Origin of the sequence: Arthrobacter sp. NPDC056727 (genome assembly GCF_042790555.1) — a bacterium.
In the GTDB taxonomy this organism is placed as follows: Bacteria; Actinomycetota; Actinomycetes; order Actinomycetales; family Micrococcaceae; genus Arthrobacter.
In genome coordinates, this window is the sequence record NZ_JBHTZA010000029.1 from 16,153 (window position 1) to 30,629 (window position 14,477).

Consider the following 14,477-nt stretch of genomic DNA (forward strand, 5'->3'; position numbering starts at 1 on the left):
CTGAGGTGACTCACGTTACGGTTGCATCAAATTGCTGTGAAATGCCGCTTTTACATCCCTTATGCGTGGTACGCATAAGGGATGAATCGTGAAAATCGGGTGCTCAACATTGAGTTCCGCCACCTCCGCGCTCTGGTTGCGGTCGCCGAAGATTTGAACTTCACCCGGGCGGCGGAGCGTCTGCGAACCACTCAGCCGTCCCTGAGCCGGACCATCGCCAGCCTTGAGCAAATTCTGGGAACGGTTCTTGTGCGACGTGACCGTCAGTCCGTGAACCTGACTGCGGATGGGACACGCCTCCTCGCTTACGCTCAACTCGCGCTCTCGGCGCTTCAGGAAGGCGCGGACGCGGTCACGGGGCCGCCCCTGGTTCTGCGCATCTGTTTCGCGGGAGTTGTCGCTGAGATTACAGGGCCGGCCGTCAAGGCGTTTGAAGGTATGCATCCGGGCATCGAAGTGGACATTCGCCGCTATGACGACCCAATGGCAAGGCTCTTAGAGGGACGCTGCCATCTGGCTATTCTTCTCGGATCTCCGAAAAACCCCGCGCTTGAAACTCTTGCACTGACTGAGGAAGTCAGGATGGCGGCGCTTCCTGCCAGTCATCGACTCGCTGGACAAGACACCATCGCCTTGAAGGAGCTCTCGCGCGAGACGCTGGTGATCAATGTCCTCGCGGGCACCACCAGCGTCAACTTGTGGGATGAGTCCGACATGCCTACGAAGATCGTGCGCGTAAGAAACATCGACGAATGGATGGAAGCAATTGCCCTTGGCCGGGGGATTGGTGTTACTCCGGCGTCGACTGCACGGTTTTACAGTCATCCTCAGATCGCATTCCGCACACTATCGGATGCGCCACGAGTACCTGTTGTCCTCGCGTGGCGGAAAGGTGACCCACATCCAAACATCCCCGATTTCGCTGAAGCCGTCAGGTTATCGTTGACGTGATTTGCGCAGCATCGATCAGCATTGCCGAGCTGGGTGGCTCGCCACCTGGCACCGGCAGCACAAGCCAGATGTTTGATGCCGGGTTCAGGGTGTGACCAAGTCTTTAAGTCCTCGGGTGCTCAGGCCAGTCACGCTGGATTCCGGTATCGCGCAAGTTCAGACGAAGTCTTCGTCGGCACAAACTCGGTGATCGAGTACTCGGCCACGCCATGCGTCCTGAAGGGGTCATTTTCCAGGACAGCCAAGACGTCAGAGAGGTTCCCTGCGGCCAGAATGACACCGCCAGTCCGAGGCTCTTTACGGCCAGATGCCAAGAAGATTCCCGCCTCGTACTGTCGCTCGAGGAAATTTCGGTGTTCGTTCAGGTGCCGCTCGACCTCTACGAGATCCGCGAGGTAAATCAGGTCAATGACAAATAGGCTGCTCATCCGCTAGACCGTACCAGAGCCGTTCAATCACTCCCCCGGGACAGGCGGCGACCAAGCTGTCGACTTGCCCGGCAGGTGCCAGCTGCAACCACCCGATGCGACCGAAGATATTCGGTTTTGGCGGGAGGCAGATCCTGGCACAGAAGTCCCGAGAGATCCCGAATTCACACGGGCAGCATCTTCCAAGTCCGGTCTATGCCCCACGTGAGGGCCTCAACCCTTCTCTAGGTTTCCAGGGACCGATACCAAGATGTCCGGTTCCTGAACAGTTACACACCCCGGAATCGTTGGACGATATCGCTATCGCCGATCCGGGGATCGGCTACCAAACAAATCAGCACTCAATGGAGAGGGAGCCCAGATGACGCTCCAGACGGATCCCGCACTGACCACGATCGATCTGTCCGCCAGGACGTTCAAGCAACTCATTGACGGGCGGCTGCTCGAGGGCGCTTCCAGCCAGCCTGTCATCGATCCGGCGACTGGTGAGGCGTTCGCCGTCGCGCCGGTCGCAAACGAGACCCAGGCCAACGAAGCCTGCCTCGCGGCCGAGCGAGCATACGTAGGGTGGCAAAAAACCACTCACGGTGACCGCACCCACATCCTGGAGCAGATCGCGGTGCGGATCGAAGAACGCCGCCAGGAGATCGCCCAGATCATCACCCTGGAGAACGGCAAGCCGATTGCTGAGGCTGAAGGTGATGTCGACGCTGCAGTAACGTGGCTACGGCACTTCAACAGCCTCCGACTGGACCCCCAGGTTCTGCGCGAAGATCAGCAATCGCGCGTTGAGATACACCGCAAGCCGTTGGGTGTGGTACTGGGGATCATTCCATGGAACTTCCCCTTCTTCCAGACCATCTACAAGCTGGCCCCAGCACTGCTTGCCGGCAACACGATCGTCCTTAAACCCGCCCCAACCACCCCGCTTAACGCGATGATTGTTGCTGAAATTGTCCATGATCTGGTCCCGGCGGGCGTCGTCAACGTCGTGGGCGACGGCGGAGACATTGGGCCGTTCCTAAGCGCACACCCCACCATTGCAAAGGTTTCGTTCACCGGCTCAACTGCTGCAGGCCGAAAAGTCATGGCCACCGGCGACACCGTCAAGCGAGTAGTCCTGGAACTTGGCGGCAACGACGCTGCCGTCGTGCTCGACGATGCTGACATTCCGGCAGTCGCCAAGGACATCTTCGAGAAGGCGTTCTGGAACACAGGCCAGGTGTGCATCAACATCAAACGGATTTATGTCCATGCTTCGCAGTATGACGAGTTCTGCACCGAACTTGCCCGGCATGCTGAGAAAGCCAAGATCGGTCCGGGAATGAACCGGGACAATGAATTCGGGCCCCTACAGAACGTGCGCCAACTCCAAGCAGCCAAGGCCGCCCTGGCCATTGCTGCCCGCGACGGAAAAATCATCGCTGGCGGGAACGTAATCGATCAGCCGGGGTACTTCGTCGAACTGACCGTAGTACGCGATATCGACGAGACCAGCCCGCTGGTCTCCGAGGAGACCTTTGCCCCCATACGCAGCGTCCTGAAGTACGACAACATTGATGAGGTCATTGAACGGGCCAATCGAACCGACTACGGCTTGGGCAACTCCGTGTGGGGCAGCGACGTGGCGCGCGCAACGACCATCGCACGGCAACTTGAAAGTGGAACGGTGTGGGTGAACACGCACTCCGCAGTCGCGCCCGATGTACCGTTCGGCGGCCGCAAACAGTCGGGCCTGGGCGTTGAATTCGGGATCGACGGACTTCTGGAGTACACGGACAGCTCCGTCATCCACATCGCCAAAGGAACGAACTCGGTCACCTGACCCAACCAGGAGAACCCCGTCTTTCGCCTGACGGTCTGGTAACACAAAGCACAGCGAACCAGAATGATAAGGAAGGTAAGAAACACAGATGATTGAGCTATCGGTCGCAACAGAAGACCTCACTCTTGCCGAGGACTACCCTCTGGAAAACGTTCTCTACGGAACACCCGCCGCCAAAGTTCAGTGGCTCCGACAGTCCACACAGGGTGAAGGCCAGCTCTACGTCGGCATTTTCACATGCGATCCGTGCGGGGTCGAAGACGAACTCCTCGGTGACGAATCTGTCTACATGTTGGAAGGCCGCATGACCGTTGAAGTCATAGGTGGCGAATCGGTCTCCCTGAGCGCCGGCGACGTTGCATCCTTCCCAAAGGGAACAAAGACCGTTGTTCACGTTCACGAGCCGATCAAGAAGTTCTTTGTAATCAGCGGATAAAGGTAGAAGAAAGAAAATGAGCAACAAGTCTTACGACGTTATTGTCATTGGCGGCGGATTTGCCGGCGTCACCGCTTCACGCGAACTCGGGCGGCAAGGCTACAAGGTCGCCCTGCTTGAGGGTCGCGACCGTCTGGGTGGACGAACTTGGTACAAGGATGAGGCCCTTCCGGGTTACTCCCTGGAGCTGGGCGGCACGTGGGTGCACTGGTTCCAACCACATGTGTACTCCGAAATCACCCGCTACGGTCTCGAGCTGGTCGAAACCGTTGGCGTGTCGGCCCCGGAACTGGCAGCTACCGTATCTGGCGGTAAGCAGAGCATCCGGAAGTTTGACGAGGTGGGCGACACCATCAACTCGGTTATGGAGAAAGTGGTCGAAGGCGCCCGCGAGGTGTTCGACCGGCCATTCCAGCCGTTCCTGCACCCGGAAGCCCTGGCAGAGGTGGACAAGCTGTCCATCCAGGACCGCATCGACTCGCTGGACATCTCCCAGGAGGACAAGGACCTTGCCAACGGTCTCTGGGGTGCCATGGGTTCAGCGCCATGCAGTGAGGTCGGCATCGTTGCCGCGATGCGCTGGTACGCCCTGAGTGATTTCAACATCGAAACCATGTTTGACGCAGTGGGACGGTACAAGTTCAAAGACGGCACCCGATCCCTGATTGAGGCGATCGCCAACGATTCGCTGGCAGATATCCGGCTCAGCACACCCGTTGCTTCAGTCGAACAGAACGAGGACGGCGTCCGCGTCGTGACCCGCGACGGCGAAGTTCTGACTGCTTCAGGCGTCGTCGTGGCTGTTCCGATCAACACCCTGGGTTCCATCAAATTCACGCCCGAACTCTCTGAGGGCAAGCAGGCAGTCAGTACCGAACGGCAGGCCGGCCGTGGGTCGAAGGTATGGGTGCGCGTCCGCGGGGACCTGCCCAAGCCATTCTTTGCAGTGGCCCCCGACAACCACCTGATCAACTATGTCGTCACTGACAAGATCTTCGACGATGGCCAAATCCTGATCGCGTTCGGTCCCGACGGGGCCAACACAGACGCCGACAACGCGGAAATGGTACGTGAGGAACTCGGCAAGATCTTTGGCGACCTCGAAATCGTAGAAACCGTCGGGCACAACTGGGCCAACGACGAGTTCTCCCAAGGCACCTGGTCAATGTTCCGACCCGGTCAGACGGTTGAGCACCTGTCAGAACTCCAACAGGCCGAAGGCCGCGTGTTCTTCGCAGGGTCGGATATCGCGAACGGCTGGAACGGCTTCATCGACGGTGCCATCGAGTCCGGCATCCGCGCCGGCCGTGAGATCCGCGCACAGCTGCTCGGACAACAAATCTAGGGCGTTCCGCCTTAGAAACAGCCCATAGAAAGACTATAAAAATGATCGAGATCGACACCGTCGTCGGTACCGAGCGTCGACGTCTCGCCAAGACTCTTACTTGGCGAGACGGGATGGCGCTTGCAATGACCTTGCCCACTGGTCTGTTCGTAACCTTCGGATACCTCATGGGTGTCGTTGGTGCTTGGACTGCCATCACCGTGTGGTGCGTAGGAGCTGTCATCAGCCTGCTCCAGTGCTTTGTTTTCGCTGAAATGGCGGCCATGTTCCCTCGGGATTCGGGCGGAGTAGCCCGCTACGCGATCGAGGGCTGGAAAAGGTACTTCGCACCGCTTGGTGCAATAGCTGCGTTCGGTTACTGGATTGGCTGGTCGCTGTCGATCTCGATGGCCTCTGTCGTCCTCGGTGAATTGGTAGAGGACACATGGTTCGCCAACAACGGGATTAGCTTCAGCGTCCTCGGAAACCCCCTCGGCCTTAAGCACCTTATCGCTCTGGGGGCCATGGCGTTCGCGTGGGCATTCAACTACTACGGCCTCAAGTTCGGCTCCGCTGTGAACAAGTTGCTGGGCATGTTCGTCATAGTAGGCCTGGCGGCTGTGACAGTTGGGTGCCTCGTTAGCCCATCAATGAAGTGGTCAGCCAGCAACATGACCTGGTACGTGAACGGTGACTGGCGCACAGTTGTCGTCGTCTTGTACGTGACAGCATGGGCGGTTTACGCCAGCGAGATCGTCGCGTCCTTCGCCCCGGAATACAAAAACACGTCAAGCGACACCTCCAAGGCCATGACTCGCATCTCGTTGTTCATGATCGTCCTGTTCTGTGTGGTTCCGACCGTCCTAGCTGGCACGCTCGGCGAGGATGCAGTGCGCGACAACCCGGTTACATATGTCTCTGTAGCGTTCGGTCAGGCCTTCGGCGGGGCCAGCTGGATTGGAACCATCGTGATCGGTTCCGCTCTGCTTATCGCTATCATTTCCACGACGGCTGACGGGGGTAGAGCGCTCTTCGGCCTGGCCGAGGAAGGTATGACAATCAAACAGCTCCATTGGGTAAACCGTTGGGGCGTACCAGGACGGTCCCTCACCTTGGATGTGGTCCTCAACGCGACTGTCATGGTGCTTGTTGGAGAACCCGTGAGCATCCTGTTGGCCAGCAACCTCGGCTACCTCCTTTCAATCATCCTCGGCCTGTCAGCTTTTCTTCTGCTGCGAAAGGACAGACCGCAGTGGCCGCGTCCGATCCGCCGCGGACGTGGCTGGATCCCAGTAGTCGTGGTGCTGGTGGCATTCAATACGTTCATCACCGTTGTTGGTGTCCTCAACCCCGAGCTCCTCGGCTATGGCGATATCCGGGACACGCTGGTAGCCGTCGCGATCTTGTTGCTGTCGGTCGTGCTCTACATCTATCGGCGCGTGGTCCAGGATAAGAAGCCGATAGTCTGGCGTCTTCCATCCCCTGCCGTGCCAGAAGGCGAAGATGCGATCGCGCTCGAGGAAGAAATGCGACAAGTGAAGGCAGAGCGTGCAAGGCGACGCTAGCGACTTTGAGGCCGGAGGGCTTGGCCGCCACCTGAGCTAAGCCGTAGTCATGTGAAAGGCGGCCTGGCCGGCATTGTATGAAGCACCGCATCTGCGTGCACGCTATTCAACTTTTTGCCACCGTCAGGCCGCTCTTCGGCTTCACCTTAATACTCCACAGAGGACGTGGTGAAGCCATACGCCTCATCTAATGGACTTGGCCTGCGACTGGTTTAACAAGATGCCCAAAAGCGATTCCGGGATCTGAGACGATCCGCCGCGCATCTGCGAAGGTATCGGGACGAGCCCGCCAAGGCCAGTGCACCCCAAGGTGGCGACGATTTTTCGCCCTAGAGTACCGGACGAAGAGGTCTCGACCGTCCTTGTAGCCGGAATGAACGGTCACCTGAATTCCGCGCCCGAATTATCCGTGAGCATTCACGGACTTACCGACAAGTATTGCCAAGGACGCCGGTTGTTATAGGCGCCATGAGGCAATGCCAGGGATATGGGCTTGGCTGGTCTCCAGAAGTAGAACAAGCGTAAAGGGACGCCGCGCATGGCATTAGCAAAACGTCTGCCATGGCACCGACTTGTCAGGGCATACGTACAGATAACAGAAACGACCGATCTATTAGCTCGGGGTTGTCAGATGCCGTATTGCAAGACTCTCCGGATCTTTTGCTCGCGTCTGACACCACACACGACACATCGATTATTGAAACCACCGACGGCTATGAATCACGGATCGACGCTCAGCGATGCAACCAGCGGAATCGCGGAAGTTTCAACCCCATTATCCTCTACCCGATGCCCTGACTCATTTTGTGTGGTCAATCGTGGCCAGCAGACTTTGAGGCCCGCGGGAATCACTGCCAAGCCTGATGCCGGTGTTGTCTGGCATCCATCATGCGCCACCTACCGCGCTGACATTGGATCGATCAAACTCTGAACTGCGATCGGCAGGCCCGCACAGCATGTGGTCTGCCCAAACCGATCTTCAAGACATTAACAACTCAACCGAAAGGAAGCACGCGTGGCCGATACGGAGAAACATGCAAGCCGGCGAGTGATAGTTACGGGAGGTACCAGAGGAATTGGGCGAGCGTGCGCAGAGCTCTTTGCCCGAGCCGGCGATCGGGTCCTGGTATGTTCTCGTAGCGCTTCCGAAGCGGAAGCTGTAGCTTCAGAACTCAATCAGTACGGTGGATCCGTCGAAGGGATGGCAGCCGATCTTGCTGACCCGGAAGTGGGCCTCAAAATGATCGGGCGGTGCGTGGAGCTATTTGGTGGCGTCGATGCCCTCGTCAACAACGCCGGGATTTTCGAGTCAACTTCGCTTGTCGACGTCACAGCCGATGACTGGGACTCAACGATGCATACGAACCTACGGGGGCCAGCGCTAACTTCCGCCGCGGCAGCCCGGGTGATGAGGGATGCGGGCAGCGGCTGTATCGTCAACATCGCCTCCATCAATGGACTGGCACCTGAGGCGAATTTCGCTGCCTACAACGCTTCTAAAGCAGGTCTCATATCGCTGACCAGGACAACTGCGATTGAGCTCGCAGATGCGGGCATCCGAGTCAACTGCATTGCTCCTGGTCTGATCCGAACACCGATGGCAGAACCGTGGATCGCGGGCCTGTCAGATGATGTGGTCGCACGCTGGGCACCGATGCGCCGGTTCGGGCTACCCACAGAGATCGCTACGGTTGTTGACTTCCTGATCTCGGACGCCTCGGCATACATGACCGGTGAAACCCTCACGGTAGATGGCGGCACGTTGGCACGCCAGCCAGTCCTGTAGCCAGCCACCATGTCATCGAACAGAGACCGTTGGCTCAGCAATGTTGGCTCGAATCGGATCAGCGCTCGGAAGATGTTGCCTGGATACTGCGTTTTCGCATCCAGCCCTGACCATATTTCACCAGGACTCAGGCCTGCCATTGCAGCACCAAGACCAGACGACCAGCATGGAGTCCCGAATGCCGCAGCACCGCAAGCACAGCACCGCCGCTTCGGCGCAACAGCTGTATCTGACTGCGAAATTCCGTCAGATTAATCGACGGCCGGAGTCGGCGCCGAAAACGCATTCATTACATGACGAACCTCTGGAGCTCCCCTTCGGAGTTGCCCACATGCGCCGAGTCGGTTCCACGTTTACGGTCTGCGGAACACCCGCCCAAACGTGGCCCATTTTTTTCCATCTTGCCATTTCAGAGGCTGAAACGCTTTGCCCAGCGTGCGCGAACGCAGTTCAGGAGTGACCCGACCCAGCCTGGGCAGAACTGGAATCTAACCGTACACGCCAGATTCCCCGGCCTGATGGTCCAGACAAACGGAACATGTAGGCTGAGCGGCCCCCTAATTCGGGACCTGGGACACCTGTGGCCAGTCCAGGACGCCGCCCTATTAGCTTTCCAAAACCCCCTAGAAGGTATGATTCGAGTCATGACGGCGACCGATTCTGATTTCGCCGACCACAGGGCCCTGGCCGACGCACTTACTGCGGAACGGCCACTCCATGCCCTGGTGAGTGCCTTGCGCCGCATCTCCTCCGCGCCGGTCGCGGTCATTGATCGGCGCGGTGGTGTTCTGGTGAGCGTTCCCGAACGCGCAGAATGGATGGCGAAAGAGCTCGTTGCCGTTTCTCCCCCTGCGGATGGCCCGGTGGCTGGTTGCGTCCTGCGCTCCGTAGAGTTGGAGGGGGAACCCGTCGCGGTGCTGGCCGTGCGGGGGGAAGGCGCGTCGCCGGAGCTCCTGTCATTCGCAGCTTCCTTGGCCGGTATTGAGCTTTCACGCCGGCACGCCATCTTGAGCGGGCGAAGAGAGCTACTCGGCCAAGTCCTTGAAGACGTGATTGCCGGTTACCTCGGCGAGCAAGAGGGTTCCCGACGGCTCCTGGAGCATGGTTTGGACGTGACAAAGCCACACGAGGTCGTCGTCGGCACCGCTGAAGGTTCGCCTCGCCGGCTGCGGTCGTATCCCTGGAACCTGCATACGCTGCTTACTCAGCAAAACGATCCGCACCTGCGCACGATCGTCGACGACAGGTTGGTCCTGGTTGTCCCAGAACACGCTGGTCTGTTTGTGGCCAGGCTCTGCCACGAACATTTGGCCGGCATCGGCTCGAACGCCCGGGTTGGCGTCAGCAAGCCCCGCATCGGCGTGAGTGGGTTGAGACTTAGCTACTTCGAAGCGCGTAACGCGCTGACTGAGGGGTACGGTGTTCAAGTGTATCGGAGCCAGGATCTACCTACGGCCCTTCTGATTGCCAGTGTGGAGGCGGGGGCACCGCTACGCGACTTGTCGGCCGAAGCGCTGGCGCCACTTTTGGAGTATGACCGGAAGAACGACACGTCATTAGTGGATTCGCTCCGCTGCTACCTCGGAAAAGACGGCGATATGAGCGCGACTGCCGCTGAGCTCTTTATACATCGAAACACTCTTCGCAACAGGCTGCGACTAGTAGAGGAACTCACAGGTCGCGACGTGTCATTGCCAAGCAACTACGCTCACTTTTGGCTGGCAACTTCAGGTCTGGACCTGGCCGCCGGCGCCAACCTGTCATCGCTGTTCGAACGAGGCAGGGTACGGGATGTCTGACGGCGTCCGGGTGGCAATCGAGAGCGTGCTTTTTGTCGGTGGAGAATCTGGCGCTACACGAGCATTTTTTAACCTAGTGATGCGCCGGCAGGGTTCAGGCTCGGACCAACAGGTGCTTTTTGTACCCGCAGTCGGCTCAGCGATACCGGATTCGGGTGCTTGGGTTCCGTGCTTCGGAAGTAGCGACAAAACCGCGCTGACCCGCCAAGTCTTGGATTTCGGTGCCGACCTCATTTCCACTTTGGACGTAGACGGGCGTGAGCTGAGACTTTTTATGGCGCCCGATCAGGGCCTTTTCGCGCTTGCTGATCTTATTGACCGGGGACCACGTGCACGGATCCTCGGAGCCGTGGCGTTCATCGACCTCTATACTCCGCTGGCAGAGAAGGCTGCGAACTACTACGCGAATGCTCTGTCTTGCCGGGTGATTCACGAGACCATTCCAACCCCGGGCGATTACCGCTTCCTGGTCTGGGGCGACGAGCCGGTTGCCGGCGTGGTCGACATGCTGGATGTTCTTCCTGCGGCGGTTCCGCCACATTGGATCCCCTATTGGCGGGTGCTTGATCTGGAGGCCGAAGTCGCGCGACTGAGTGACCTCGGGGCTCGGGTGCGAGTGCCGGTCACAGATTCAGCGTTAGGTCCTTTCGCCCTGCTCGCGGACCCCTTCGGCGTTACTTTTGGACTACAAACACCGGCTTCGGACAATCTGCTCGTCGAACACGGTAAGTCCAAGTAGCGAATGTCGGGCCGCACAGCCAGGTCGGGATTCGCGGTGCGCATGCCTATGTTCCCGTGAAACCCGCCTGAATAGCGTTAATCATTGTCAGCTTGACCATCGACAATGGAGACGAGAAGTGAACACTTCACTGCCACCGGCACCCCTCACCAAATCCGACCTGGAAATCGTGCTTGAAGAACGGCTTTCGGATGCCCGCACATTGCCGGCCGACGCCTATCTTTCCCAAGACATCCTTGACTGGGAACGCAAGCACCTCCTCGAAGCAGCCTGGGTCTGCGTTGGTCGCAGCAGCGACGTCGCAAAAGCTGGCGACCAGAAGGCTGTCCGCGTTGGAACACAGGGCATCCTGCTAACCCGCGACGATTCCGGCGCCCTCCACGCCTTCTACAACGCATGTCGACACCGCGGTCACGAACTACTTCCCGTGGGCGCGTGCACCAACAAGAAGCTGGTCCAGTGTCCCTACCACGCTTGGGTTTTCGGCCTCAACGGCGAGCTGCGGTCGGCGACCCAGTTCATGGACACCGAGAACTTCAATAAGGAGGAGTGGCCGCTCATCGAAGTCCGCTCCGTCGAATGGTTCGGCTGGATCTTCATCAATGCCTCCGGAGATGCGCCCGAATTCAGCGAGTGGGTCGGTAATCTGACCGAGGTGGTGACCCCTTGGGATCCCACGGACATGGTTGTCGGCGAGTCACACAATTACACTCTCAAGACCAACTGGAAGACGGTCATTGAGAATTACCTTGAGTGCTACCACTGCCCCTCAATCCACCCCGAGCTTTGCCGCGTCGCCCCTCCCGAATCTGCCATGGGCTTGCACCAGACGGGCATGTGGCTGGGCGGCGGCCTGGAGTTCCGTGACGATGCCGACACAAACAGCCTCGACGGCCGCAGTGGCGGAGACCGCATCGCCGGAATCGACGACGAACAGGCCCGCTGGACGCTCTACTTCATGCTCGCGCCCAACCTGCTGCTGACGCTGCAACCGGACTACGTGATGACGCACCGGCTTGTGCCCCTCTCCCCCGGTGAGACGTGGGTGGAATGCAGCTGGTACTTCCCGCGCGAGGTCGCCGAACGTCCGGGCTTTGACCCGTCCTTCGCCGCAGACTTCTGGGATATCACCAACAAGCAGGACTTTGGTGCCTGCGAGTCCGTCTATCAGGGTATGCTCACCGACGGTTACCGCCCGGGGCCTTTCGATGAGCGCGAGGACGGCGTCCGGGCCTTCCAGGCCCAGCTCGCAACGGCCTATCTGACAGGTCGTTGGGAAAAGCCACTACAGATCAGCCTGGGCGCGGACCATGTGGTCTGATCAGGAGATCTCTCTTGAGATCACGGCGGGCTCCCTTGTGGCCGCCGGTGTGCGGTCGCTGCGCCTTGCCCGCGGCGACCGTGCTCCCCTCCCCAGGTGGGAAGCGGGTGCGCATCTCGAATTTGACCTGCCCAATGGGCTGATCCGCCACTACTCGCTTTGTAGTGACCCGAATGAAACCGGCTCCTATGAGGTCGCAGTGCTCTTGGCCCCCGAAAGCCGTGGGGGATCAGCACACATGCACAATGACCTTCAGGTCGGCGATGTAGTTACGGTGCGCGGGCCCAGGAACAACTTTCCTTTCTCCGTGGGCAGCGATGAACGGGTGCTTTTCATCGCCGGCGGAATCGGCATCACCCCGATTCTGCCCATGATGAGGACAGCCAACGAGTCAGGCATCGAATGGCGCCTCGTTTATGGTGGCCGGTCTCGCGAGTCGATGGCCTATCTTGACCAACTCCAAAATTACGGGTCACGGGTCCAGATAGTCCCCCAGGACGAACTCGGGGCAATTGATCTTCAGGCACTCCTAGGTGAACCCCAGCCCGATACGAAGGTCTTCTGTTGCGGACCTACCGGACTTCTGGACGCCGTTCAGCAACTTTGCGGCACTTGGCCAACCGGCTCTCTGCATCTGGAAAGATTTGCTGCCGGAAGCCCAACGGAGGGTGCGGATGCGGAGTCAAGTGCGTTCACCGTCGTGGCGGAACGCAGTGGCAAGACCTGTAAGGTAGCAGTTGGCGAGTCGGTCACGGATGCGTTGAGGCGCATCGGCATCAATGTGCCGACCTCATGCAAGGAGGGTATTTGCGGGACGTGCGAGACCAAGGTGCTCGCCGGTATTCCCGACCACCGGGATTTCCTCCTTGGCGATGCCGACCGCGAATCCGGAGCGACTATGTTGACCTGCGTGTCAAGGGCAAAAACCCCGGAACTCGTTCTCGACGTATAGCGCCAGGAATAGACAAAATGAGGACCCCCGGTAGCCAAGCTCGAGCGTAACCAGTCAACTGGTTGGCCCCGGCGGCCTCAACCCCATGGACGGCGCTCCGGACGCCCGTAGGATTCTGGGGCGAAGGCAGTAGGAAGGGACGATCCTTCCTACTGCCTTCGCCCCTGGCACCGCTATGCCGATTTGTCACGCTGTAACGGCGTCGTCCGGAGGGGGCAGTCTTACGATATTTGGTGGCCGCCAGACCGCGGAGTGATTACCTATTCGGCGTCGGTTTGGCCGAGCCAAGGACCAGCCGCGGATGCAGAGTTCCCTATGTTTGTGGCTGAGGCGAATCTTTAGAGGCGGCAAGTTCTTACTCGGTGCTCACACGGGCGCAAAGAGAGATCCTCACGGACTCGAGCCAGACTAGCCGCCTTTAAAGGTCTCATGAAAGCACGGCTCCACAAAAGTTCAACCACGGAAGGCTCCGATTCTTGCGAAGGAACAGTCCAGAGACAATGCCCGCCACGTCCCGACGCAGGCTCAGCCCGACGCCCCGGAGGATCCTGGACATTCTGGAATCGGCCGCCCCGGGGGCTGTCAGATCCAGGGCCTCGGACCGGTTGGCAATGGCCCATGACGCGTCGCACTATCTCCTGACTCCCGAAGCTGTAGTGACGCCGACCGGAGCGGATCAGGTTGGTGCGCTGCTGCGGGCCAGCAGTGCACACCGCCTTTCACTAACCTTCCGTTCCGGCGGCACCAGCCTGAGCGGTCAGTCCTCGACCGGGCATATCCTCGTGGACACCAGGCGGAATTTCCGGGAGTTGGGAGTCCTGGACGACGGGAACAAAGTGCGCGTTCAACCCGGCGTGACAGTCAGACAAGCCAATGCACGCCTTGCCGTCTACGGACGCAAACTTGGGCCTGACCCTGCCAGCGAGGCAGCCTGCACCGTTGGAGGAGTCGTTGCCAACAACTCCTCCGGCATGGCCTGCGGAACGGTAAACAACACGTACAGTACCCTGGAGTCCCTGGTGCTCGTCTTGCCGTCAGGAACCGTCCTAGATACCGGCGCCAGCGACGCTGACAGCAAGCTCAGGCAGCTGGAACCCGAGATCCATGACGGGCTGCTCAGGCTGCGCGACCGGGTACGGGGCAACGCCGAGTCACAGCGGATCATCAATAAGCTCTTCGTGATCAAAAACACTATGGGCTACGGCCTGAACGCTTTCCTGGACTTTGACTCCCCCGCAGACATTCTGGCGCACTTGGCGGTAGGCAGCGAAGGAACATTGGCCTTTATCGCCGAGGCAACTTCCGCACCATCCCGCTGAAGCCCAAAGCCTCCACCGGACTGCTGCTGTTC

General features: G+C 59.2%; 12 protein-coding genes. 11 read left to right on the forward strand and 1 reads right to left on the reverse strand.

Annotated elements, in window-relative coordinates; genetic code table 11:
* Nucleotides 1-81 precede the first annotated feature (81 nt).
* Complete coding sequence (locus tag ACFRAH_RS21280; protein ID WP_377992896.1) at nt 82-951, forward strand: LysR family transcriptional regulator; 870 nt, start codon at nt 82-84, stop codon at nt 949-951.
* 128 nt (nt 952-1,079) lie between these two features.
* Here the strand turns inward: ACFRAH_RS21280 and ACFRAH_RS21285 are convergent, their stop codons facing one another.
* Nucleotides 1,080-1,379 carry a YciI family protein gene (locus ACFRAH_RS21285; RefSeq protein WP_377992897.1) on the reverse strand — a complete coding sequence of 100 codons (300 nt, stop codon included), beginning with the start codon at nt 1,377-1,379 and terminating at the stop codon, nt 1,080-1,082.
* 361 nt (nt 1,380-1,740) lie between these two features.
* Between ACFRAH_RS21285 and ACFRAH_RS21290 the strand changes: the two genes are divergently transcribed.
* The 10 genes from ACFRAH_RS21290 (at nt 1,741) to ACFRAH_RS21335 (ending at nt 14,445) form a co-directional block, all read left to right on the forward strand.
* Nucleotides 1,741-3,204 (forward strand): aldehyde dehydrogenase family protein, encoded by a 1,464-nt coding sequence (locus tag ACFRAH_RS21290; RefSeq protein WP_377992898.1) that lies wholly within the window; start codon nt 1,741-1,743, stop codon nt 3,202-3,204.
* A gap of 88 nt (nt 3,205-3,292) precedes the next feature.
* Nucleotides 3,293-3,640, forward strand: a complete 348-nt coding sequence (locus ACFRAH_RS21295) for a cupin domain-containing protein (protein WP_377992899.1) — start codon at nt 3,293-3,295, stop codon at nt 3,638-3,640.
* 16 nt (nt 3,641-3,656) lie between these two features.
* A complete protein-coding gene (locus tag ACFRAH_RS21300; protein ID WP_377992900.1) occupies nt 3,657-4,985 on the forward strand; it encodes a flavin monoamine oxidase family protein in 1,329 nt (442 codons plus the stop codon).
* Nucleotides 4,986-5,026: 41 nt separating this feature from the next.
* Nucleotides 5,027-6,529 (forward strand): APC family permease, encoded by a 1,503-nt coding sequence (locus ACFRAH_RS21305; RefSeq protein WP_377992901.1) that lies wholly within the window; start codon nt 5,027-5,029, stop codon nt 6,527-6,529.
* Nucleotides 6,530-7,577: 1,048 nt separating this feature from the next.
* Nucleotides 7,578-8,315 (forward strand): SDR family NAD(P)-dependent oxidoreductase, encoded by a 738-nt coding sequence (locus ACFRAH_RS21310; protein WP_377992926.1) that lies wholly within the window; start codon nt 7,578-7,580, stop codon nt 8,313-8,315.
* A 644-nt stretch (nt 8,316-8,959) separates the two neighbouring features.
* Nucleotides 8,960-10,114: a PucR family transcriptional regulator gene (locus tag ACFRAH_RS21315; protein WP_377992902.1), complete on the forward strand. Its 1,155-nt coding sequence runs from the start codon at nt 8,960-8,962 to the stop codon at nt 10,112-10,114.
* Nucleotides 10,107-10,853, forward strand: coding sequence for a VOC family protein (locus ACFRAH_RS21320; protein ID WP_377992903.1), 747 nt, complete (start codon nt 10,107-10,109; stop codon nt 10,851-10,853). The genes ACFRAH_RS21315 and ACFRAH_RS21320 overlap by 8 nt, the downstream gene beginning before the upstream one ends.
* Nucleotides 10,854-10,971: 118 nt before the next feature.
* On the forward strand, nt 10,972-12,174 hold the full coding sequence (locus ACFRAH_RS21325; RefSeq protein WP_377992904.1) for an aromatic ring-hydroxylating dioxygenase subunit alpha: 1,203 nt from the start codon (nt 10,972-10,974) through the stop codon (nt 12,172-12,174).
* Complete coding sequence (locus ACFRAH_RS21330; RefSeq protein WP_377992905.1) at nt 12,164-13,126, forward strand: PDR/VanB family oxidoreductase; 963 nt, start codon at nt 12,164-12,166, stop codon at nt 13,124-13,126. Before ACFRAH_RS21325 ends, ACFRAH_RS21330 begins: the two co-directional genes overlap by 11 nt.
* A gap of 500 nt (nt 13,127-13,626) precedes the next feature.
* Nucleotides 13,627-14,445 carry an FAD-binding oxidoreductase gene (locus ACFRAH_RS21335; RefSeq protein ID WP_377992906.1) on the forward strand — a complete coding sequence of 273 codons (819 nt, stop codon included), beginning with the start codon at nt 13,627-13,629 and terminating at the stop codon, nt 14,443-14,445.
* The last annotated feature ends 32 nt before the right edge of the window (nt 14,446-14,477 follow it).

Excerpts from the sequence above, each read along its gene's own strand:
- ACFRAH_RS21280 (WP_377992896.1), top strand. The coding sequence starts at position 82 with ATGAATCGTGAAAATCGGGTGCTCAACATTGAGTTCCGCCACCTCCGC.
- ACFRAH_RS21285 (WP_377992897.1), bottom strand. The coding sequence starts at position 1,379 with ATGAGCAGCCTATTTGTCATTGACCTGATTTACCTCGCGGATCTCGTA.
- ACFRAH_RS21290 (WP_377992898.1), top strand. The coding sequence starts at position 1,741 with ATGACGCTCCAGACGGATCCCGCACTGACCACGATCGATCTGTCCGCC.
- ACFRAH_RS21295 (WP_377992899.1), top strand. The coding sequence starts at position 3,293 with ATGATTGAGCTATCGGTCGCAACAGAAGACCTCACTCTTGCCGAGGAC.
- ACFRAH_RS21300 (WP_377992900.1), top strand. The coding sequence starts at position 3,657 with ATGAGCAACAAGTCTTACGACGTTATTGTCATTGGCGGCGGATTTGCC.
- ACFRAH_RS21305 (WP_377992901.1), top strand. The coding sequence starts at position 5,027 with ATGATCGAGATCGACACCGTCGTCGGTACCGAGCGTCGACGTCTCGCC.
- ACFRAH_RS21315 (WP_377992902.1), top strand. The coding sequence starts at position 8,960 with ATGACGGCGACCGATTCTGATTTCGCCGACCACAGGGCCCTGGCCGAC.
- ACFRAH_RS21320 (WP_377992903.1), top strand. The coding sequence starts at position 10,107 with ATGTCTGACGGCGTCCGGGTGGCAATCGAGAGCGTGCTTTTTGTCGGT.
- ACFRAH_RS21330 (WP_377992905.1), top strand. The coding sequence starts at position 12,164 with ATGTGGTCTGATCAGGAGATCTCTCTTGAGATCACGGCGGGCTCCCTT.
- ACFRAH_RS21335 (WP_377992906.1), top strand. The coding sequence starts at position 13,627 with ATGCCCGCCACGTCCCGACGCAGGCTCAGCCCGACGCCCCGGAGGATC.